The 21,762-nt window shown below is 68.1% G+C and carries 14 protein-coding genes and 2 tRNA genes; 4 read left to right on the top strand and 12 right to left on the bottom strand.

Features of this window, described 5'->3' with window-relative positions; all coding sequences use genetic code 11:
- Entirely contained in the window at positions 1 to 1,017 is a 1,017-nt protein-coding gene (locus MKK50_RS21285; protein WP_499025157.1) for a methyltransferase, read from the top strand.
- Positions 1,014 to 1,961 carry an L-histidine N(alpha)-methyltransferase gene (gene egtD / locus MKK50_RS21280; RefSeq protein WP_499025156.1) on the top strand — a complete coding sequence of 316 codons (948 nt, stop codon included), beginning with the start codon at positions 1,014 to 1,016 and terminating at the stop codon, positions 1,959 to 1,961. The genes MKK50_RS21285 and egtD overlap by 4 nt, the downstream gene beginning before the upstream one ends.
- Before the next feature lie 121 nt (positions 1,962 to 2,082).
- On the opposite strand, the gene MKK50_RS21275 is transcribed toward egtD, so the two are convergent.
- Positions 2,083 to 3,255, bottom strand: a complete 1,173-nt coding sequence (locus MKK50_RS21275; RefSeq protein ID WP_499025154.1) for a glycosyltransferase — start codon at positions 3,253 to 3,255, stop codon at positions 2,083 to 2,085.
- Between MKK50_RS21275 and MKK50_RS21270 the strand changes: the two genes are divergently transcribed.
- A complete protein-coding gene (locus tag MKK50_RS21270) occupies positions 3,241 to 3,759 on the top strand; it encodes a hypothetical protein (protein WP_499025152.1) in 519 nt (172 codons plus the stop codon). The two genes, MKK50_RS21275 and MKK50_RS21270, sit on opposite strands and share 15 nt — an antisense overlap.
- Before the next feature lie 509 nt (positions 3,760 to 4,268).
- On the opposite strand, the gene MKK50_RS21265 is transcribed toward MKK50_RS21270, so the two are convergent.
- From MKK50_RS21265 to MKK50_RS21240, 6 genes are all read right to left on the bottom strand, one after another.
- Positions 4,269 to 4,344, bottom strand: a tRNA-Val gene (locus MKK50_RS21265).
- A gap of 137 nt (positions 4,345 to 4,481) precedes the next feature.
- On the bottom strand, positions 4,482 to 6,902 hold the full coding sequence (gene lon, locus MKK50_RS21260; protein WP_253372355.1) for an endopeptidase La: 2,421 nt from the start codon (positions 6,900 to 6,902) through the stop codon (positions 4,482 to 4,484).
- Between the two features lie 267 nt (positions 6,903 to 7,169).
- The gene (gene clpX, locus MKK50_RS21255) at positions 7,170 to 8,441 is read right to left on the bottom strand and encodes an ATP-dependent Clp protease ATP-binding subunit ClpX (protein ID WP_060769918.1); all 1,272 of its coding nucleotides are present in this window, start codon (positions 8,439 to 8,441) and stop codon (positions 7,170 to 7,172) included.
- A 251-nt stretch (positions 8,442 to 8,692) separates the two neighbouring features.
- Positions 8,693 to 9,319, bottom strand: a complete 627-nt coding sequence (locus MKK50_RS21250; RefSeq protein ID WP_012454265.1) for an ATP-dependent Clp protease proteolytic subunit — start codon at positions 9,317 to 9,319, stop codon at positions 8,693 to 8,695.
- Between the two features lie 131 nt (positions 9,320 to 9,450).
- On the bottom strand, positions 9,451 to 10,887 hold the full coding sequence (gene tig / locus MKK50_RS21245; protein WP_499025150.1) for a trigger factor: 1,437 nt from the start codon (positions 10,885 to 10,887) through the stop codon (positions 9,451 to 9,453).
- A gap of 119 nt (positions 10,888 to 11,006) precedes the next feature.
- Positions 11,007 to 11,091, bottom strand: a tRNA-Leu gene (locus MKK50_RS21240).
- Between the two features lie 163 nt (positions 11,092 to 11,254).
- Here MKK50_RS21240 and MKK50_RS21235 point away from each other — a divergent pair.
- Positions 11,255 to 12,712, top strand: a complete 1,458-nt coding sequence (locus MKK50_RS21235; RefSeq protein ID WP_499025149.1) for a multicopper oxidase family protein — start codon at positions 11,255 to 11,257, stop codon at positions 12,710 to 12,712.
- A 73-nt stretch (positions 12,713 to 12,785) separates the two neighbouring features.
- Here the strand turns inward: MKK50_RS21235 and MKK50_RS21230 are convergent, their stop codons facing one another.
- The 5 genes from MKK50_RS21230 to MKK50_RS21210 form a co-directional block, all read right to left on the bottom strand.
- Positions 12,786 to 14,099, bottom strand: a complete 1,314-nt coding sequence (locus tag MKK50_RS21230; RefSeq protein WP_499025148.1) for a B12-binding domain-containing radical SAM protein — start codon at positions 14,097 to 14,099, stop codon at positions 12,786 to 12,788.
- Positions 14,096 to 15,475: a B12-binding domain-containing radical SAM protein gene (locus MKK50_RS21225; RefSeq protein ID WP_499025147.1), complete on the bottom strand. Its 1,380-nt coding sequence runs from the start codon at positions 15,473 to 15,475 to the stop codon at positions 14,096 to 14,098. Before MKK50_RS21225 ends, MKK50_RS21230 begins: the two co-directional genes overlap by 4 nt.
- A 138-nt stretch (positions 15,476 to 15,613) precedes the next feature.
- The gene (locus MKK50_RS21220; protein ID WP_499025146.1) at positions 15,614 to 16,426 is read right to left on the bottom strand and encodes a class I SAM-dependent methyltransferase; all 813 of its coding nucleotides are present in this window, start codon (positions 16,424 to 16,426) and stop codon (positions 15,614 to 15,616) included.
- Positions 16,401 to 17,216: a 2OG-Fe(II) oxygenase gene (locus tag MKK50_RS21215; protein WP_499025145.1), complete on the bottom strand. Its 816-nt coding sequence runs from the start codon at positions 17,214 to 17,216 to the stop codon at positions 16,401 to 16,403. The genes MKK50_RS21220 and MKK50_RS21215 overlap by 26 nt, the downstream gene beginning before the upstream one ends.
- 172 nt (positions 17,217 to 17,388) lie before the next feature.
- The gene (locus MKK50_RS21210; protein WP_499025143.1) at positions 17,389 to 21,687 is read right to left on the bottom strand and encodes a hypothetical protein; all 4,299 of its coding nucleotides are present in this window, start codon (positions 21,685 to 21,687) and stop codon (positions 17,389 to 17,391) included.
- Between the last annotated feature and the right edge of the window lie 75 nt (positions 21,688 to 21,762).

Raw genomic sequence — 21,762 nt, 5'->3', positions numbered from 1 at the left:
ATGACGGGGGCCGATGTTGCAACGCATCCCTCGGCCTCCCAGGAACCGGACATAGGCAGCGGGGACGCGCTCCTCGCTCTTGCTCGCGCGGTGCGGGATACCGGCTACCGCTTCACCACCGTCACGCCCGCCACGCATGCGCGGGTGAACGCCCGGCCCGAGAACGCCCTCGCGCGATCGCTACGGGACGTTCTGGGCTGGAGCCGCCCGTTTCGCGCGGGCCTGATCCCGGCGGACCTGACCGACCTGATGGAGCGGGCGGGCGTGCTCGACCGCTCGGAGGGGCCGGACGGTCCTCTCATGAAGGCGCGGATTCGGCTGTCGAGCCTCGACGGCTCGTTGTTTCTGCACGGGTCCTATCCCCCGCTCGCGGCCGATGCCGTGTTCTTCGGCCCCGACACGATGCGCTTTGCCGAGGCCGTCCTCGCCCATCTCGCAGAGCTGGCCAGTGCCAGACACCCAGCACCGCGGCGGGTGGCCGATATCGGCTGCGGCTCGGGCGCAGCGGGCATCCTTGTCGCCAAGCGGTTGCCGGAAGCCGAGGTCGTTCTCATCGACGTCAACCCGGCGGCGCTCCGCGTCGCACGCGTCAATGCCTGGCTCGCGGGCGCGGGCAACGCGCAGCCCGTTCACAGCGACATGCTGAGCGGCGTCGAGGGAGCGTTCGATCTCATCGTCTCGAACCCGCCCTTCATGGTGGATTCGGGTGGTCGGGCCTACCGGCACGGCGGCGGACCGCTCGGGGCCGGGCTGTCGCTGCGCGTGGTCGAGACGGCGACCGAACGCTTGGCGCCGGGCGGTAGCCTTGTCCTGTTCGCCGGCACGGCCATCGTCGAAGGCCATGACGGCTTCCGGGAAGAGGCGACCGCGATCGGCGCGCGGGCCGGTCTCGATGTCTCGTACCGCGAGTTCGATCCGGACGCGTATGGCGAGGAACTCGACAATCCGGGCTATGCGGCGGCCGAGCGCATCGCGCTCGTGATTCTCACCGCGACCCGACCGAGCGGACCGCGATGACCGCGGCAGAGGCAGCGGCCGACGAGCGTGCCGAGTTCCTTCGGGACGCTCTTGCCGGTCTGTCGGACGAGGTGAAGACCCTGCCCGGCAAATACCTCTGGGACGAGACCGGCTCGGGTCTGTTCGACCGGATCTGCGCGCATCCGGACTACTATCCGACAAAGCGGGAAATGGCGCTCCTGCCGCGGGTCGCGGCAGAGGTGGCTGCGCTGGTCGGCCCGGGCGTCAGCGTCGTGGAATTCGGCAGCGGTGCCAGCCGGAAGATCCGCACCCTGCTCGACGCCTTGGAGGGGCCGGCCTCTTACCTCGCCCTCGACATCTCGGGAGCCTATCTTGAAGCGGCGATTGCGCGCCTCGCCCCGGATTATCCGGACGTGACGATGATGCCGGTCTGCGCCGATTACTCGAAGCCGATCCGCCTGCCGCCGGGGGCGGCCGTGCCGCCGATCCTCGGCTTCTTTCCCGGCACCAGCGTCGGCAACTTCACGCCGCAGCAGGCGGCGGGTTTCCTGGCGCGGGCGCGGGAGACGCTGGGGGCAAGCCACTTCCTGGTCGGGGCCGACCCGACGCACGACCCGACCCGCCTACACCGTGCCTACGGAGAGGCCGGCGGGCTGATGGCGGCTTTGCACCTCAACCTTCTCGAGCGCATGAACCGGGAGCTGGGCAGCGATTTCGACCGGAGCCATTTCCGCCACGAGGCACGGCTCGCCGACGGGCCGTTCCGGGTGGAGGCCCGTCTGGTGGCAACCCGGCCCGGCGCCTACCAGCTCGGCGACCGGACGATCCGCTTCGCAGCGGGCGAGACCATTCGCACCGACACCTCCCACAAATACGCGCCGGATACGTTTCGAGCCCTCGCCTCGGCGCAGGGCTGGGAGCCGGTCCGCCTCTGGGTCGACGAGGACAGCGGCTTCAGCCTCCACCTGTTCCAGGCGCGCTAGATCATCATCCCGAAAGGTGGCTTTCGGCTTTCGGCTTTCGGGAAAAAGAGGATGCAAAACCAAAAGCTTGGTGCATGAGCCGGGATCCAATATCCGGTCCGATACATCAAGCCCGCGCCGCTCACGCACGGGCCGGCGCGTCGGCGAGATAGGTCAGGAGCGCGAGCCAAGTCGGCAGGCAGTGACGCCGCCGGTCGTAGCGTTCGATCACCGTGCGCCGGGCTGCCTCCCGCAGAGGCCGCCATCGTTCGGGCGCGCGGCAGGCCTCGATGAGTGCCTCCGCCAGCGCGTCGGCATCGAAGAAGTCGCGGATGATCCCGTTCACGCCGTCCCGCACCACCTCCCGCACCGGCGCGGTATCCGAAGCGATCACGAGGCATTCGCACGCCATCGCCTTCAGGAAGACCCGCGAGAGCGAGAAGGGATAGGTGTAGGCGACATGCGCCGTTGCGACCGAGAGGGCGGCAACCATTTCCTCGTGCGTGAGACGGGGGAGGAAATGAACGCGCTCGCGATCGAGCCGTCCGTCCAACTCGGCCAGCAGGCGTTCCTTCCACGTCCGCGGCTGGACCCCCTTTGCCGCGGCATCACGGCGCCCATCGCTCCCGACCACCAGAACCTCCGCCTGGGGCACGGCTTCGAGCAGCGCCGGCAAGGCGCGCATGAAGGTCGGGAAGCCGCGCAGCGGCTCCAATTGCCGGGCGATGAAGGTGATGACCGGCCGCGCCTTGGTCAGCGTGCGTCCGTTCGGCAGGTGCACGACGGCATTGGGATCGTAGCGCACCTCGTCCGTGTCGATCCCCTCGTGGATCACGCTGGCCTGCGCCCGCAAGCCCACCGGCAGCAGGCTGCGCTGGAACTCAGTCGGGCAGACCAGCCGTTCGGCCTCGGCATAGGCCATGGCCAGCGCCGCATTTCCGGCGCGGTCACGCACGCGGTCCTCGAGATTGGGCGGGCGCGTCCACTCGGAATCGAAGCCGAGGGCATCCCCGTCCGCCCGGTAATACGGCGCGTAGGCAAGCCGACGCGCCCGGGGAAAGACTTGGTTGAGCAGCAGCGATTCTCCGCGCCCCGGATGCCCGACGATGACGGCCGGATCGAAGCCATGCTTGCGCAGTTCGAGCGCGCATCGCAGGGCGGCTGTGGCGTTGATGAATGCCGATTCGGTTGGATGGGCCAGCGGGAACAGGCCCGGCGTCACCTTGCGCCCCGGACGCCACCGCAGGATCGGCAAGTTGGCCAAGCCCGGTGCGGCCTCTCCGGCAATGGCAGCGCAGCGATGGCCTCGATCCATCAGCGCTTCGGCGACAAAGCCGAAAGGTCCCGGGAAGTGGTCGTGAACGAACAGGAAATCCGTCATTCCGGCGCGCCGGTGCCCTCGTGTCGAACCGGCGCAACGCAGCGGGCGCTGACATGCGCCTTCTTCTGCACCAAAGAGTTGAGCGGCTCAGCCGGGGCAATTCATCCGCATCGACGTTTCGGCGATGCAAAAAATCTTCTCCGGCTGACGGCGCTTCATGCCGATCCGGGTTTCGACGCCAGCCAATCCACTCCCTACCGCGTTGCGACATCGCCGCATCCGTGCGGCAAAGCGCAGCGGCGTAAATTTTGGGACGTACAGGCAATGCGCCGAGGCAGTTCGCGGCTAGCGTCAGGAACTAGTCAGCCAGACGGCACCGTGAAGAATGACCATGTGTGGAAAAGAAACCGTCCAGTACGGACGCCCCCTGCGCCGCCGGCACGAGGCCTGGATCTACCGACGCTCGACACGCATCGTGCCGCTGTTGCTTCGCGGTAAAGAGAAGACGGATCGGACCGGGAACACGAGCCCTCAGCCCAGCGACAACGACAACGCGGCGGCACGGGACGCGCCGAACCGGTATGAGCCGCGCAATCGGCAGGCGGCGCTCGCTTCGCGGTAGCGCACGCGCTCGGCTCGCCCCCCTCCCCTCGGGAACGACAGATTTCAGCGCGGCTCCCCCCGCGCCTTCGCCCAGGCCGCAAACAGATCGCCGACGCCGCTTAATCCCCGGATACCGGCGATGAGGCCGAGCCAGATCAGCCCACCTTCCATGTCGCCCCCCGCTCACGCCTGAACGGGGAACGCGAAGGAGGACATTGGTTTAGCGTTTTCGCCTGCGCCAGACGATGCCGATCGTCTGCTCGATACCAGACCGGAATGCTCACTCACTGAGCATGCTCTCACCGATCGCGGACGAACGTCTCGACGAGGGTGTTCCGTCGCAGACGCCCAACGGAGCCGGCAAGAACCGTCACGCCCGCCTCTGAACCATCCTGCGCCCGGATTGGTGGGCGGTGAGGGACTCGAACCCCCGACCCTCTCCGTGTAAAGGAGACGCTCTACCAACTGAGCTAACCGCCCGAACCGGCGCCGCGAAGCGTTACGGAAGGGATCGCGGCTGCGCAAGGCCGGGCTCGCGCTCTTCCCCTGACTCAGCGCACGAAAAAGCCCCCGGAGCAGCGCTCCGGGGGCTTCGTCCGTGAGTTGCGAGCCGAGGATCAGTGGGCGATGACCGCCGCGCCGTCCTCATCCCGCTTCGGCGTCTTGGCCGGGAGCGGCTCGTCCCACTCGATGGGTTCGGGCTGGCGCACGAGGGCGTGCTGCAGCACCTGATCCATCCGCGAGACGGGGATGATCTCCAGACCGTTCTTCACGCTGTCGGGCACCTCGGCGATGTCCTTGGCGTTCTCTTCCGGGATCATCACCGTCTTGATGCCGCCGCGGAGTGCGGCGAGCAGCTTCTCCTTCAGGCCGCCGATCGGCAGGACGCGACCACGCAGGGTCACCTCGCCGGTCATCGCCACATCGCGGCGCACCGGGATCCCGGTGAGCGTCGAGATGATCGCGGTGGCCATGGCGATACCGGCCGACGGACCGTCCTTCGGGGTCGCCCCCTCCGGAACGTGGACGTGGATGTCCCGGCGCTCGAACAGCGGCGGCTCGATGCCGAAATCGATGGCCCGCGAGCGGACGTAAGACGCCGCCGCCGAAATCGACTCCTTCATCACATCGCGCAGGTTGCCCGTGACCGTCATCTTGCCCTTGCCGGGCATCATGACGCCCTCGATGGTCAGCAACTCACCGCCCACCTCGGTCCAGGCCAGACCCGTGACCACGCCGACCTGATCGTCCGCGTCGATCTCGCCGTAGCGGAACTTCGGCGGGCCGAGGAATTCCGGAAGCGTCTCGGGGTTGGCCTCGACCTGCTTCACCTTGGTGAGCAAGATCTCCTTCACCGCCTTGCGGATCAGGTTGGAGAGCTCGCGCTCCAGGTTGCGGACGCCCGCCTCCCGCGTGTAGCGGCGGATGAGCATCATCAGGCCGTCATCGGTGATCGACCATTCGTCGGGGGTGAGCCCATGCTTCTTGACCGCCTCGGGAATGAGGTGGCGGCGAGCGATCTGGAGCTTTTCCTCCTCGGTGTAGCCGGCGATACGGATCACCTCCATCCGGTCCATGAGGGGGCCGGGGATGTTGAGCGTGTTCGCCGTCGTCACGAACATTACGTTCGACAGGTCGTAATCGACCTCGAGGTAATGGTCGTTGAAGGTCGCGTTCTGCTCCGGATCAAGAACCTCGAGGAGCGCCGCGGACGGATCGCCGCGGAAATCCATGCCCATCTTGTCGATCTCGTCGAGCAGGATGAGCGGGTTCGAGGTCTTGGCCTTGCGCATCGACTGGACGATCTTGCCGGGCATCGAGCCGATATAGGTCCGACGATGACCGCGGATCTCGGCCTCGTCACGCACGCCGCCGAGCGACATCCGCACGAATTCGCGGCCGGTGGCCTTGGCGATCGACTTGCCGAGCGAGGTCTTGCCGACGCCGGGCGGGCCGACGAGGCAGAGGATCGGGCCGGTGAGCTTGTTCGCCCGCTGCTGCACGGCGAGGTACTCGACGATGCGGTCCTTGACCTTGTCGAGGCCGAAGTGATCCGAGTCGAGGACCTGTTGAGCTCCGAGCAAGTCCTTCTTGATCTTCGAGCGCTTGCCCCACGGGATGCCGAGCATCCAATCGAGGTAGTTGCGCACGACCGTGGCCTCGGCCGACATCGGCGACATCTGACGCAGCTTCTTCAGCTCGGCAGTGGCCTTCTCGCGGGCCTCCTTCGTCAGCTTGGTCTTCTCGATCTTGTCTTCGAGTTCGGCGAGCTCGTCGCGACCGTCCTCGTCGCCGAGTTCCTTCTGGATCGCCTTCATCTGCTCGTTGAGGTAGTACTCGCGCTGAGTCTTCTCCATCTGCCGCTTGACGCGGGTGCGGATGCGCTTCTCCACCTGCAACACGGAGATCTCGCTCTCCATCAGCGACAGCACGCGCTCGAGGCGCTGCGCCACCGTGGGGATCTCGAGGATCGCCTGCTTGTCGGCGATCTTGACCGCGAGGTGCGAGCCGACGGTGTCGGCAAGCTTGGACGGCTCGTCGATCTGCGTGACGGCGGAGACGACCTCGGGAGAGATCTTCTTGTTGAGCTTCACGTAGTTCTCGAACTCGGAGATCACTGAGCGTGCGAGCGCCTCGGCCTCCACGCGGTCGCCGAGATCGTCGGTGAGCGTGAGCGCCTGCGCCTCGTAATACTCGTCCGAGCGCACGAAGGACTCGATCTGCGCACGGCCGGCGCCCTCGACCAGCACCTTCACGGTGCCGTCGGGCAGCTTGAGGAGCTGCAGCACGGAGGCGAGCGTACCGATCGTGTAGATCGCGTCGGTGGCCGGATCGTCGTCGCTGGCATTGATCTGCGTCGCGAGCAGGATGTGACGGTCAGAGCGCACCGCCTCCTCGAGCGCGCGGATCGACTTCTCGCGGCCCACGAACAGGGGCACGATCATGTGCGGAAACACGACGATGTCGCGCAGCGGCAGGACGGCGTAGGAGCCCGTCGAACCGGGAACGACCGGCTGGCGCGATTTCGACTGGGTCATGGGTTCTTCCCTTATGTGTTGACGCCGGGCAGTCGCTCCTCAACGGCGAGCAAGCATCTTGCCAGGTGCCGACCGGGCCGCGAAGGGTCGGAAGCGGATAATCAGTTTGCGGCTGGTGGCGCGGGCCCGACCTTTCGGGGGATGAAGCGTGGAGCCCTGCGTTGCGCCTGAAATGGTCGTTGCGGGAGGTGCTTTCAAGCGCGGGCACCCCCCGGAACGAAAAAGGGCCGCCGGCTCAAAAACCGTGCGGCCCCGGATGTTTGCCGGTCAGGCGCTGACGCTGGCCGGGGCTTCCTTGTTGCGGTCGCCGTGGATGAACAGCGGCCTGGATTTGCCCTCGACCACCTCCGGGCCGATCACCACCTGCTCGACGGAGTCGAGGCCGGGCAGGTCGTACATCGTGTCGAGGAGGATGGTCTCCAGGATCGAGCGCAGGCCGCGGGCGCCGGTCTTGCGCTCGATGGCCTTGCGAGCGACGAGGCTGAGCGCCTCGTCCTGGAAGGTCAGCTCGACGTTCTCCATCTCGAACAGCCGCTGGTACTGCTTGACCAGCGCGTTCTTGGGCTCCTGCAGGATCTTCTTGAGGGCCTCCTCGTCGAGATCCTCCAGCGTCGCCAAAACCGGCAGACGGCCGACGAACTCGGGGATGAGGCCGAACTTCAGCAGATCCTCGGGCTCGACCGAGCGGAACACCTCGCCGGTGCGGCGGTCGTCGGGCGCCTGGACGCTGGCGCCGAAGCCGATCGAGGTACCCTTGCCGCGCTGGGAGATGATGCGCTCCAACCCAGCGAAGGCGCCGCCGCAGATGAACAGGATGTTCGTGGTGTCGACCTGCAGGAACTCCTGCTGCGGGTGCTTGCGGCCGCCCTGCGGAGGCACGGAGGCGACGGTGCCCTCCATGATCTTCAGGAGTGCCTGCTGCACGCCCTCGCCCGAGACGTCGCGGGTGATCGAGGGGTTGTCCGACTTGCGGGAGATCTTGTCGATCTCGTCGATGTAGACGATGCCGCGCTGCGCCCGCTCGACGTTGTAGTCGGAGGCTTGGAGCAGCTTGAGGATGATGTTCTCGACGTCCTCGCCGACATAGCCAGCTTCGGTCAACGTGGTGGCGTCGGCCATGGTGAAGGGCACGTCGAGGATGCGGGCGAGCGTCTGCGCGAGCAGCGTCTTGCCCGAGCCCGTCGGCCCGATCAGCATGATGTTGGACTTGGCGAGCTCGACGTCGTTGTGCTTCGTCGCGTGGGCGAGCCGCTTGTAGTGGTTGTGCACGGCCACCGAGAGAACCTTCTTGGCGAAGTCCTGCCCGATGACATAGTCGTCGAGGACCCGCCGGATCTCCTTCGGGGTCGGCACCCCGTCGCGGGACTTCACCAGCGAGGACTTCGATTCCTCGCGGATGATGTCCATGCACAGCTCGACGCACTCGTCGCAGATGAACACCGTCGGGCCCGCAATCAGCTTGCGAACCTCGTGCTGGCTCTTGCCGCAGAACGAGCAGTACAGCGTGCTCTTCGAGTCGTTGCCGCCTGTCTTGCTCATGTCGGTCTCCGGTTCGCGGGCGCGGCCCCAGCCAGGAGGGCACGCGCGTCGATCATACGATGTAAGCGCATCCGCCTAAAGAAACAGTCACACAGGGCGGATGCGTCGGGATTGAGGCGCTCGAATCCCGATGCAATCATGCAGCCGGCTCGGGATCAACCGACCTATCGGCTGGGGTGGGCGCCCAAAGGACGCATGACCCGACATGGTCGGGCCTGCGTGCCCCGGGCGCCTCGGGTTTCCGTTCCCGCTCAGGCGGCGGCCGGCTCGGGGCGCTTGTGCAGGATGTCGTCGATCAGGCCGAACTCCTTGGCCGCGTCGGCGGTCATGAAGTTGTCGCGCTCGAGCGCCTGATGGATCGTCTCGTAGTCGCGGCCGGTATGCTTCACGTAGATTTCGTTCAGACGCTTCTTCAGCGCCTCGATCTCGCGGGCATGGATCAGGATGTCGGTCGCCTGTCCCTGGAAGCCGCCGGAGGGCTGGTGCACCATGATCCGGGCGTTCGGCAGGGCGAAGCGGTGGCCGGCCTCACCCGCGGCCAGCAGGAGCGAGCCCATCGACGCGGCCTGGCCGACGCAGAGCGTCGTGACGGGGCAGCGGATGAATTGCATCGTGTCGTAGATCGACAGGCCCGAGGTCACCACGCCGCCGGGCGAGTTGATGTAGAAGGAGATTTCCTTCTTCGGGTTCTCGGCTTCCAGGAACAGAAGCTGGGCGACGATCAGCGACGCGCCCTGGTCTTCGACGGGGCCGGTGAGGAAGATGATCCGCTCGCGCAGAAGCCGCGAGTAGATGTCGAAGGCACGCTCGCCGCGGCTCGACTGCTCGACCACCATGGGCACGAGCGAGTTGTGGAAGTAATCGACCGGATCTCTCATATCAGCCCTCGGCTCCGGGTCCGGCCTCGGGGCGAATCGCCCGAGGCCGGATGGTTACAGCGAACACGGCAAGCGTTAACGCCGCCTGATCTCGAAGATCGCCGCCCGCCGCGGAGCCGGTGGGTCGGCGATCAGCCGGCAGCCTTGTCGGCCGCCGCCTCGTTGGTGGACTCGCTCGGCTTCTCGTCCGTCGCGGCCGCGCCGTTCACGGCGTCGGCCTCGTCGTCTTCGGCGAAGAGCGCCTCCTTGGAGACGGGTTCCTCGACGACCTGGACCTGAGCGAGGACATGGTCGACGACCTTCTCCTCGAACAGCGGCGCGCGAAGCTCGGCGAGCGCCTGCGGATTGTTGCGGTAGAAGTCGTAGACCTGCTTCTCCTGGCCCGGGAACTGCCGGATCCGGGCGAACAGGGCCTGATTGACCTCGTCATCCGAGACCTTGATATCGGCGGTCTCGCCGACTTGCGCAAGCACCAGACCGAGGCGGACGCGCCGCTCGGCGATCTTGCGGTACTCCGCCTGCGACGCCTCCTCGGTCGTGCCCTCGTCCTCGAAGGTCTTGCCGCGGGTCTTCAGGTCCTGCTCGACCTGCGCCCACACGGCGGCGAATTCCTGGTGGACGAGGCTCGGGGGCAGGTCGAAGGCGTACTTGCCGTCGAGCGCGTCGAGAAGCTCCTTCTTGAGCTTGCGCCGGGACTGGGCCTCGTAATCGGAGCCGACGGCCTTGGAGACGGCCTCCTTCAGCTTCTCGAGGTCGTCCATGCCGAAGCGCTTGGCGAGTTCGTCGTCGATCTGGGTCTCGCCGGGGGCGGCGACGACCTTCACGGTCACGTCGAACTCGGCGTCCTTACCGGCGAGCTGCTCGGCCTGATAGTCGGCCGGGAAGGCGACCTTCACGAGGCGGCTGTCGCCGACCTTGGCCCCGACGAGCTGGTCCTCGAAGCCGGGGATGAAGGTGTTGGAGCCGAGTTCCAGATCGACGTCCTCGCCCTTGCCGCCCTCGAACTCGGTGCCGTCGATGCGGCCGACGAAATCGATGGTGACGCGGTCGCCGGACTGCGCCTCGGCGCCCTCCTCGCGGGGCTCGAAAGAGCGGCTGTCCTTGGCCATGCGCTCGAGCGTCTCGTTGATCTCCTCGTCGGAGGGCTTGAGCACGAGCTTCTTGATCGACACGTCGGAGAGGTCGGCGAGCTCGAAGCTCGGCAGCACTTCGAGCTTCACCTTGAAGGCGAGGTCGCCCTTGGCATCGAGCGCGCGCTCGATGATGGTCTGCTCCTCGTCCTTCGGGAACTCGATCTGCGGCTCGAGCGCGAGGCGCAGGCCCTTGTCGGAGACGATCTGCTGGTTGGCCTCGTTGACGGCGTTCTGCAGCACGTCGGCCATCACCGACTTGCCGTAGACCTTGCGCAGATGCGCGACCGGCACCTTGCCGGGGCGGAAGCCCTTGATCTGGACCTTGCCCTTGATGTTCGAGAGCTCGGTGTTGAGGCGATCCTCAAGCTCGTTCGCGGGGAGGAGCACCTGAAACTCGCGCTTCAGCCCCTCGGAGGTCGTCTCGGTCACCTGCATCGTCGTTCGTCCGCTGTTTTCTAAAACCGCAATCTCGTCTTCGCGTGCCGCTGCGCCAGGGAAGCCCCGTGCGGGCGCTCCGGCGGGAACCGCTCGGGTTCCTGACGCCGATACGGACATGGTGCGGGCGGAGGGGCTCGAACCCCCACGTCTTGCGACACTGGAACCTAAATCCAGCGCGTCTACCAGTTCCGCCACGCCCGCGAGCGCCATCGACACGAGCCCGGATACCGGGCCGTCGAAGCGCGCGTCTATAGCACGCGGGCTCGGGGCCGCAGCAAAAAACTTGCGGGGCGCCGCGTGCGGTGGCGGCTGGGACGAAGCCTGTCTACAACGCGAGCCCGACCGACCGACGACGCGAGACGCCATGCGAAATCCCGACCCGACGGACGAGCCCGCGCCGGGATCGTTCTCACGGCGCGATCTGCTCGCGGGCAGCGCCGCCCTCGCCCTGATGCCGGGGATGGCCTCGGCCCAAGGGACGGCCTCGGCCCAAGCGCCCGCCGGGAAAGCCCCTCCCCCGGAGCCGAAATCGATCAAGGCCGCGTCGGCCAAGCTCCGCCTGAAGCCCGATCCTGCGCCCGAGACGGCCGTATGGCGCTTGGGCGAAGCGGAGGCGCCGATCCTGCGGATCAAGCTCGGCGAAGCAATCCGCCTGCGCGTCGAGAACGGAACCGACAAGCCGCTCTCGCTGCATTGGCACGGGGTGCGGATCGCCAACGCCATGGACGGCGTCGGCGGCGTCACCCAGGAGCCGATCAAGCCGGGCGCGAGCTTCACCTACGACTTCACGCCGCCGGATGCCGGCAGCTTCCTGATCCGCCCGCTCGTCGTCGGCGGATCGAGCGAGCCGTCGGGCCGGGGTATCGCCGGCATGCTGATCGTGGAGGAGCCAGCCCCGCCCCCGGTGGATGGGGATCTTGCCCTGCTCGTGCAGGATTGGCGCCTCGACGAGGCCGGTGCGCTCCAGCCCTTCGGGCAGGTCGCCTTCGCCGCAGCGGCCGGGCGGCTCGGCAGCGTCGTGACGCTCAACGGACAGCCGATCCCGCTTGCGCTCGACGCGCGGCCCGGCAGCCGCCTCCGCTTGCGGCTCGCCAACGCCTGCAACGCGCGGGGCCTGCGCATCCGCTTCGACAATGTGAAGGCTTATGTCGCGGCCGTGGACGGGCAGCCGACCGATACCTTCGAGCCGCTGAAGGCCACCCTCCCCTTCGCGCCGGGCACGCGCTACGACCTGCTCCTCGATCTCCCGGCCCAAGCCGGACCGGCCGGCACCATCACCGCACTGATCGGCCAGGGCTTGCCGCTGGCGACGCTGACCGCCACCGGCGAGCCGCTGGCGCAATCCGGCCGCGCCGCGATCGGCTCGATCCCCGAGAACAAGCGCCTGCCGGCCGAGATCCGGCTGCAAAGCGCACTCCGCCGCGAACTCGTGCTGACGGGCGGCGTGCGGCCCGACAAGGCGAGGCCCGGCGCCGAGACGCCCTATTCCGGCGATCCCGCCAAGATCTGGCAGATCAACGGCGCGAGCGGGGCGGCAGGGGCAGCCCCCTTGTTCTCGGTCAAGCGCGGCGGGGTCGTGGTGCTGTCGATCCGCAACGACACAGGCTTCATCCAAAGCCTGCACCTGCACGGCCACGTCTTCCGCCTGCTGCACCAGCTCGATGACGGCTGGGAGCCCTACTGGCTCGACACCGTGCAGATCCCCGAGGGCCGCAGCGCGCAGATCGCCTTCGTCGCGGACAATCCCGGTCGATGGCTGCTCAGTGCGACCGTGCTGGAGCGGTTCGACACGGGGCTGTGGACGAGCTTCGAGGTGAGTTGAACGCCCCCCATACCAAATCCGGCTGATCCCTTCGGGATGGCGGCTTTGGACGTCGCTCAGGCGCCGCACCGTCTCACCGGGGCGGTGGGAACGTCCAGAAGAACTCGCCCGAGCGTCCGCCCTGGAGCGAGGCCTGCCGGGTCAGGAAACGGCACTCCGCCGCGAGGGCGGCCTCGCTCCAGCCGGTACAGGCGGTCATCTTCAGGGAGACCGGGTCGTATTCGAGGCGATGCTCGGGGGGCGAACGCACCATCAGGCCCGAGGGCAGGACGACGCAGTGATACACCCGGAGCGCGCAGGGGAGCCGGCGAGCGCGCTCGAAGTTGCGGCGAAAGGTTTCAGGGTTGTCGCCGGGCAATCCCAGAATGATCTCGACGGCGAGGCTCGCCACCGCATCGAGCCGGGCGAAGGTCTCGTCGAAGCGACGCTCGTCGTAGGTACGATCGACATGGGCCAGCACCGCGTTGTCGAAGCTCTGCAGGCCGATGCCGACATAGGCGTTGCTGACGGTGGCGAGGAAATCGAGATGCTCCTGCCGCACCGCCGCCGGGTAGACCTCGCAGATCAGCCCGTGGCGCTCGAAGAAGCCACTCTCATCGGCTGCGCGCCGAAGGTTGAGGAAGGCGTTGCGGTTGAGGTTCAGGCCGGCATCGACGAGGAGCGCCGCGTAGACATCGTGGCCGGCGATGGCCTCGAACTCCTGGGTCAGATGATCGACCGCCCGCACGCGTTTGGGTGATTCCATCGTCCCCCACTCACAGAACGAGCAGGTGAACGGGCAGCCCCGATAGGTCTGCAGCACGCCGAGGCCGCCGTGCTGCACGAGGTTCAGCGTGTAGGGCGAGGCGAGGCTGTCGAGGTTGGCCAGCGGACGCGCCGGGGTCTCGCGCCAGCCCGCGCCGTCCCGGACGGCGACGCCGCGCAGCGTGCCCAGCGCGTCCGGCGTGCGCTGTTCGAGCGAGACAATCTCGAGGAAGGTCTCCTCTCCCTCGTTGATGACGAGGACGTCGATGTCGTCCGCCGCGTTCGAGAACGGCGGACGCGCGAACATGACCGGCCGCGCGGAAGGTCCGCCGAACACGACGAGCCGGGCGGGGTCGTCTTGCTTGATGAGCGCGGCGACGCGGCAGAGAAAGGGCAGCGACCAGAGATAGGCCGAGAAGCCGACGATGTCGGGGTCAAAAGCGGTGATTTCGCGGGCAACCCGCTCGGCGTCGCCGCCGGTGAGATCCCAGACCCGGCATACGAGGCCGGGAAGGGCGGCGGCGCGCAGGGTGGCCTCGACCATGCGCAAGCCGAGATTGGGCACGAAGCTCGGCATCGCCGGATCGCGTTCCGGGTACTGCGCCACCAGGGCGATGCGCAGGCCGGAGCGGGCCGCGCTCATCGCGCGGCGGCCTGCCGCCACGACGCGCGGGCTTGGGTGACGCGCTCGGGCTGACGCGGGAACGCCCACCAGAACTCGCCAGCCTTGCCGCCAGCGGCGAGCGCCCGGCGGCGCAGCTCCGCGCGGGTGCGCGCGACCGACTCCTCGCTCCATCCCTCGCAGGAGCGCATCGTCAGCGTGTGGGGGTCGAAGCGGACATTCCACTCGGGCCGGCTGCGGGTCAGCAGCGCGTCGGGCAGGACGAGGCAGTGATAGACCCGAACGCTCGCGGGCAGCGACAGGGCGTAATCGAGGGTTCGGAAGAAACCCTCCGGCGTATCGCCGGGCAGCACCGCGATGATCTGCAGCTCGATATTGGTGACGCGGGCCAGCGCGCGCACCGCCGCCTCGAAGCGGGGCGAATCCGAGGGGCGGTCGTGCAAGCGCAGCACCGCCGGGTCCATCGACTGCATCCCGACGCCGAGATAGGCGGTGCCGATCTCCTCGATGAAGGCAAGATGCTCGTCGCGCACGATCGACGGGTAGATCTCCGCCCAGAGCAGCGTCTCCTTGAGGAAGCCCGACCGTTGGTTGGCGAGCCGCAGGTTGCGGAAGGCGCCGATGTTCAGGTTGAGGCCGGCATCGAGCAGGAACACCGCCGGCGCCTCCAGGGTGCGGAAGGCGTCGAGCTCGCGGGCGATGTAGTCGGCCGAGAAGGAGGCCTTGCTGTTCTCCTTGGTGCCCCACTCGCAGAAGCGGCAGGAGAGCGGGCAGCCACGGAAACTCTCCAGATAGGCGACGCCCCCCTGCGGCATCAGCCCGTGTGCGTAGGGTGAGGCGATCCGGTCGAGGGCGGTGATGGGCGGGCGCCGCTCGGTCCGCAGCCAGTCGGTTGCGGTCGGCAACGTCAACCCGCGCACCCGCTCCCACGCGGCCCGGTCGAGCTCCGGCAGCCGCGCGATCTCGCAGATGATCTCCTCGCCGTCGCCCTCGACCACGGCGTCGAGATAGGCATGGGCCGGGCGGTACGGTTCGAGATCGAAGAAGGCGGATCGCGCCGAGGGACCGCCGAAGACGATGGCGAGCGAGGGGCGGCGTGCGCGCAGGGCCCGCGCCACCGCGATCATCGCCGGCGCCGACCAGACATAGATCGAGAAGCCGACGAGGTCGGGCTCGAATTCCAGGATGTCGGCGACGTAAGCCTCGATATCGGCGGTGCGGCGGTCGAACAGTCGCACGGTCGCGTCGGCGAGATCGGGATCGCCGAGCAAAGCCGCGTGGATGCGCCGGATGCCGTAGCTCGGCAGCAGCAGCTCGCCGAGTTCCTGCGCATCGGGGCGCGGCGTCATGCAGACGAGGGCGATACGCCGATGCGTGGGGGAGGACGGCTCTAGCATGGTTTCGCGATGACCGGAGGGACGCCCGATGCGATCAGGCGTGAGGGAAGCGAATTTAAGGCTGCGGCAGAACTTGAGGAATTCAATCGACGCGTCCCGCCCTCACATCGTCTTGAGGCCTGGGCGGACCGATTCGGGTCATCGCTTGTCGAGGCGACAATAGAGGTAATGCAGGCAGCCGAGACGGTGCAGCTCCCGCAAGACGTCACCACCGGTCGGTTGGCCACGCCGATCCGAGGCAATGGTGTGATAGCTCGGCTCGATGTTCGCCGTGGCGTCGGTGACCCGGAAGGTGAAGCCGGCGGCGTCCGCATCGCGCCGGATCGCATCGAGCCCCGCCCATTTGTCCGGCCAGGGGCCGAAGGCGGCTTCGAGCCCATCCGCGAACAGCGCGAACCGCTCCGGCGGCCGAGTAAGGACGATGTCGCTCGTCACGAGAACCCCGTCCCGGGTCAGCACGCGGTGCGCCTCACTGAAAAAGGCGCGCCGGGAGGCGAAGTGGAACGCCGCCTCGACGCAGAGGAGCCGATCGAACGCGGCTCCCGCGAAAGGCAGGCGGCAGGCATCACCCGCGACCCAGGCAGCGTTGCGCGGCCGGTCGTCCCGGCGAAGTCCGATCGCGAGCTGGCGCGGATCGAGGTTGAGCCCGATCACCTCCACCTCGGGATCGCTCCGCCGGATCGCCTGCAGGGTGCCGCCGAAGCCGCAGCCGACATCGAGCACGCGGTGGCCCGGCGCGAGGCCGAGCCACGCGACGAGCGCCGCGCTCAACCGTTCCTGTGCCTGCACGAAACCCGCCCGCGCCCGGGCCGGGCCGATCGCCCCCGGTTCGTCCCAATGGCCGAGATGGACATGATCGATCGCAGCCCCCTCCGCGATCGCCGCGAGGAACGCATCGAAATAGGCAGGAACCCGCACCACCCGCCTAGCCCCAGCAATGGACGGCGTCATCGATTCGGGATCGGGCCATGAAGGAGCAGGCGGTCCAGCGCAGGCGAGCGCCTTCCACCGGCGTGACCTGGTGGAGGAAGCGGCCCGAACGCAGGATCACGATGGTCCCGGCCTCGACATCGAAGGCGTGGCGGGCAAACCGCGCGAGGTCGGGCTTGTCCCTCGGGCGATCGCGATTCTGGAACCGACCCGACCACGCCTCCGCCTTGGCGTCGAAGACTTCGAGCATCCCGCCGCGCTCGGCCTTGGACAGGGTCAGCACGAAGGAGAAGATGTCACCCTCGACCACGCTTTCGAGGTGGCGGTAGCTCGGGCGGTCCTTCTGCTCGTTGTCGAAATGCGGGGGAATGTATCCGCCCTCGTGGTGCGAGCGCAGGGTCGTGGGCATGTATGTCCGCCCATCGTGCAGGGCGGGTGGGCCGTAGGGCCGCCCGCCATCAAGGCGCGAGAGCAATGCGAGGATGCGGGTCTCGAACCCGCCCCATGGCGCCATCAGGTCGCCGAGGCTGCGGGTGAAGCCGGGCGCCATGTCGAAGTAGGCGCGCAGATCCGGATCCGCGAGGTTCAGGTTCATCCCGTAGAAGTGCGACCGGAACGGCGCCGGGAACGAGGTGGTGGGGAAGCCCTGCCGGTTGACCGCGAGATCCGCGACGATCGACGCACATTCGGCCGGCGTCAGGACGTTGCGGATGACAACAGCCTGAAGCGCATCCTCCCGCAGCCGCGTCAGCGCATCGGCATGGACCGAGGCCTCTGCGGCGTCGATCGAGATCGTTTGCAGAAACGGCATCGCCCCATCCCTTCGCCCGGACTTCGGCGATCCTCGATCCTCAGACCGGTTTCGGCGGTGAGTGCCCTGGCCGAACCGTCCGAGTTGCATCCACGACCATGATCGAAGCTGCCGCCCGATCAAAGTCGGGCGGCGGCTTCGAGGTGTCGCCGGGTAGCCTTGCGGGCCGCGATCACTTCGTCGGCAGCGTCGGATCACCGAAGCGCTTGGCGAGGAAGAGGATGTCATCCTCGCTCTTCGCCTGCTCCACCAAGCTGCCCTTGGCCTCGTCGAAGAACCACGTGTCGTACTTCGACGGGTTGGAGGCCGGCCGGTCGGCACCGCGCAGGACGATGTTGCCGCCCTCGATGGAACGGATCACCTCATTGGCCAGCAGCGGCTTGTGGGCGATCGCCTCGATCGTGGCCGGGCGACCGGCAACCGAGGTCGGCGTCAGGGTGTTGGCCGCCGTCGCCGAGAAGGACGGCAGGGTCACCCCGGCATCGAACGACCAGATCGCCCGCTTCTTATGGAAGCCGATGACCTTGATGCCGCTGTCGCCCTCGCTGACCTGATCCGCGCCGGTCTGCGCCCCCTGCGGAACCCCGTATTGCGGCGCCGCAGCGTTGAGCCCCGACGGGTTCGCAGCGGAAGCGCCGTAGGTCTGCCCGTAGGTCGCCAGCGACGTGGCACCCCATTTCCCGGCGACGGCGACGCCGTAGTGGAAGTTGAGGAACTGCGTTCCGACGCCGGCCGTGTTGATCACGCCGATGCTGTTGGGGAACATCAACGGCGTGAAGCTTCCCTGCAGCATCCCGAGGTTGGTGGGCAGCAGCACCGTGAAGGCATTCGGCCCGACCATCTGACCGTTGGCATCGACCGTCGGGACGAGCGTCGCCTTCGCCCCGAAGATCCGGTTGTTGCCCGCACCGCCCGAGATGATGTCCTCACCCGCCTTGATCGCGCCGGCATAGACACCGGAGGCCGGCTGCGCCGCGTCCGGAACGCCCAGGATGAAGCGAATGTCGAACAGCACGCTCTGCAGGTCGAGCCGAGCATCCCTCGGAGCTCCAATCCAGCCGCGGTAGCCCGCGGTCAGATTCTGCTGGCCGCCGAAGCCGAACGGGCTCCTCCAGGCGAGACCGCCGTAAAGCGGGTTGCGCCAGCTGACGACGCTCCCGGCCAGGGCGTCCCAGGCCGAGCGGTTCCAGGCGTCGAGATCCCCGTCGAGGCCGGTGGCGCCAGCGCCGAGCACGCGGGCTTCGACCTGGTTGCGATCCTCGGCGAGGGTCGCGGCCGTCACGCGCTGGCTCTGCGGCGCATTGGCGGCCGGCAACTGGATGAAGCCGGTATCGCCGATCAGCAGATCGTTGCCGTCGCCGCCCTCGATCCGGTCGTTCCCGCTCAGGAAGCTGTCGCCGCGCGAGGCGATGGAGACGATCCAGTGGAGGGCCACCGACTTCAGATCGACCGGGTAGTCCGCCGTCAGATGCTGCTGCATCGCGGAGAACCGCTCGGCGGCACGGGCCGCCACGGCCGCCTCGACCTGGGCCGCTCCGGCCGCGGTCGCGGGATCGTGGATCGCGAGGCCGCGCGCCACCCCCGGCTGGAACATGACGAGGGTGTCGCCGGCCACGAGGTCGTCGCCCGCGCCGCCATCGATGCTGTCGTTGCCGATCGACACCACGTGGTTGCTCCCCATGCCCTCCGGCAGGCCGTAGGCGAGGATCTGGTTCAGCGGCAGTTGCGCCATCGTCTCCAGCTTCACCGTCACCGCGGCCTGCGCGACCCGGCCCGTCATGGCGAGGTCGGTGATGACCGAGCGCATGTCGGAGAGAGCGTCGCTGAGCGCGAGGGCGGCATCGAGAGACAAGCTGCGCAGCGGCCCCGAGCCCTGCACGATGGTGCGGGCGGCATCGCCGACGATGACGTCGTCGCCCTCGCCACCGGTGATGGTGTCGTTGCCGTAGGTGATCGTCCGGCTCGGGCCGCCCTGCAGGAGGTCGACACCGCGGCTGAGCGTGGCGAAGACACCGAGCAGAGCGGAGACCGAGGCCGAGACCTTGTCGATCTGTCCGTTGAGCGCGGCGTAGGCCGTCACGTCGAGCGTGTAGGTCTCGCTGCTGTCGCCGTAGATCGTGTCGTTGCCCGCGCCACCCTCGATGACGTCGTTGCCCGCCAGCACGTTGTTGGTGCCGTAGAGGCTCGGAACCAGCGAGGCGTAGACGGTGAGCCTCGCGCCGTCACCGCGCCGGATCGGATCGGATCCGGTGATGTCGGAGACCACGCCCGCCATCGAGGGATATACCTCGATCCGCGGGGCCCCGGCGCCGAACGCGCCGGGCAGGAGGTTGAGGGCCGGCACCACGACCTCGCCGCCGAGCGGCAGAACGAGGCCGGTCTCCGCCGCGGCACCGATGAGCCGGATGGCGTTGACGATGGTCGGCTTGTCGGAGGCGATCTCCGAAAGGTTCGAGGCGCGGTCGCCGTAGATCAGGTCGTCGCCGGCCCCGCCAAACAGGCTGTCGTTGCCGCGCTGACCGAACAGCACGTCGTTGCCGTCGCCGCCCGCGATGATGTCGTCGTCGGCCCTGGCCAGCGAGACGGTCAGCGCAGAGGTCGCCCAGGCTCCCCCCGTGGCCGAGGTCAGGCGCGTGCCCGACCCGTCACGGGCGCCCACCGCGAGGACGAGGTCGGCCTGCGCCAGCTTCTCGGCAAGGTCGGCGGTGCGTACGGCGGCTGATTGCGCGTCGGTGGCGATGGCAGCCGTGACGGTGCCGATCTCCTCCAGCACCACGTCGCGGTGCCAGGTGCCGTCGCTGTTGAGGACCGCCGCGCCGTCCTTGGTGAAGGCGCGGACGATCCGGCCCTCGTCACCGAGGAGATAGTCGACATCGGTGCCGCCATCGATCCTGTCGCGGCCGAGGCCGCCCACGATCTCGTCGGCCCCTTCCTCACCATAGATGAGATCGTCGCCCATCTGACCGAAGATCCGGTCATCGCCCGCGCCGCCGGCAATCGCGTCGCTGCCGCCGACGAAGTCGATGAGATCGAAGCGCAGCACGTCGCGCATCACCGTGTCGGCGAAGGTGCCGGGATTGCGCTGCCACGTGACCGACTTCACGTCGTCCACGAGCACGTTGCGGGTGATGACGCCGTTGTCGCCGAGGATCACGTCCGCGCCGACGCCGCCGTTGATGAGGTCGTCGCCGTCGGCCCCGCCGAGCACGTTATGCCCGCCGGTGATGTCGTCGTCTCCCTCGCCGCCGGAGAGCCAATCGTTGCCCTGCTGGCCGTAGAGGAAGTCGTCGCCCGCGCCGCCCTCGATGGTGTCGTTGCCGCCGCCATCGGTGATTGCGGTGAAGATCGAGACCGCGCGCTGGTTCACCGGCAGAGCCCGGTCGTACAGCATGTGGTCGCCGAACAGCACGTCGTGGCCACCGCCGCCCAGGATCACGTCGGCACCGGTACCGCCGGCAGCGTAATCGTTGCCCTCACCCGCCTCGATGCGGTCGTCGCCGCCCGCGAGCGGATCCGTGGAGGCCACACGCCGGATCACCGCGCGACCCGCGACCAGGGCGAGATCCGCCCGGCCGTTGTCGCCGAGGATCATGTCGGCACCCGTACCCGTCACGATGCGGTCCGCACCGATCCCGCCGAGGACGAGATTGTCGCCGTTGCCCGCCACGATCTGGTCGTCGCCGCCCGCATTCGGGTCGATCGTCTCGAGCAGGACCATGACGCCGCCGGCGAAGCCGGCCCGGCCCTGGTCGCCGACGATGGTGTCGTTGCCGGTGCCGGTGGTGATCGCGTCACCGCCCAGACCGCCGAAGACAAGGTTGTCGCCGTTGCCCGCCCGGATCGTGTCGCCCGCGCCGTTGAGGGCATCGAGCGTCGTCACCGAGGCGATGACACCGAGTTCGAACCGAGCGTCACCGCTGTCGCCCAGCACGATGTCCGTGCCGGCCCCGGTGTCGATCGTGTCCGCGCCAACACCGCCGAGGACCAGGTTGTCGCCCTCACCCGCCCGGATCGTGTCGTCGCCGCCCAGGGCGGTGTCGGTCGACACCGCCTGCGCAAGGCCGTCGGCGTCGCGGCGCACGAGGCCGCTATCACCCAGGATCACGTCGCGACCCGAGCCGGTCTCGATCACGTCGGCATCCATGCCGCCGATGACGATGTTGGCTCCCTCACCCGCCTTGATCGCATCGCGACCCCCGATCCCGGCATCCAGGCTGCGCGCCTGGACGAGACGACCGCCCGTGTAGAGCACCTCGCCGCTGTCGCCCAGGATGACGTCCGCGCCGATTTCGGTGGTGATCGTATCGCCGCCGAAGCCGCCGAGGACGAGGTTGTCGCCCGCGCCCGCCTCGATCGTGTCATCCCCGCCGATGCCCGTGTACAGGCTCTCGGCTCGCTCGACCAGCCCCTTCGCGTCGAAACGCACCTGACGGGCATCGCCGAATACCGTGTCGCGGCCGGAGCCCGTCACTATCGTTTCCCCACCGACGCTGCCGCACACGCCGGTGTCGCGCCCGCCTGGCCGGCTCTCGTCACCCTCGCCCAC

The sequence above is a fragment of the Methylobacterium sp. J-043 genome (assembly GCF_022829505.1).
Lineage (GTDB): Bacteria > Pseudomonadota > Alphaproteobacteria > Rhizobiales > Beijerinckiaceae > Methylobacterium > Methylobacterium extorquens_A.
The sequence above is the reverse complement of the archived record's forward strand: the minus strand, read 5'-3'. Positions and strand labels throughout refer to the sequence as shown.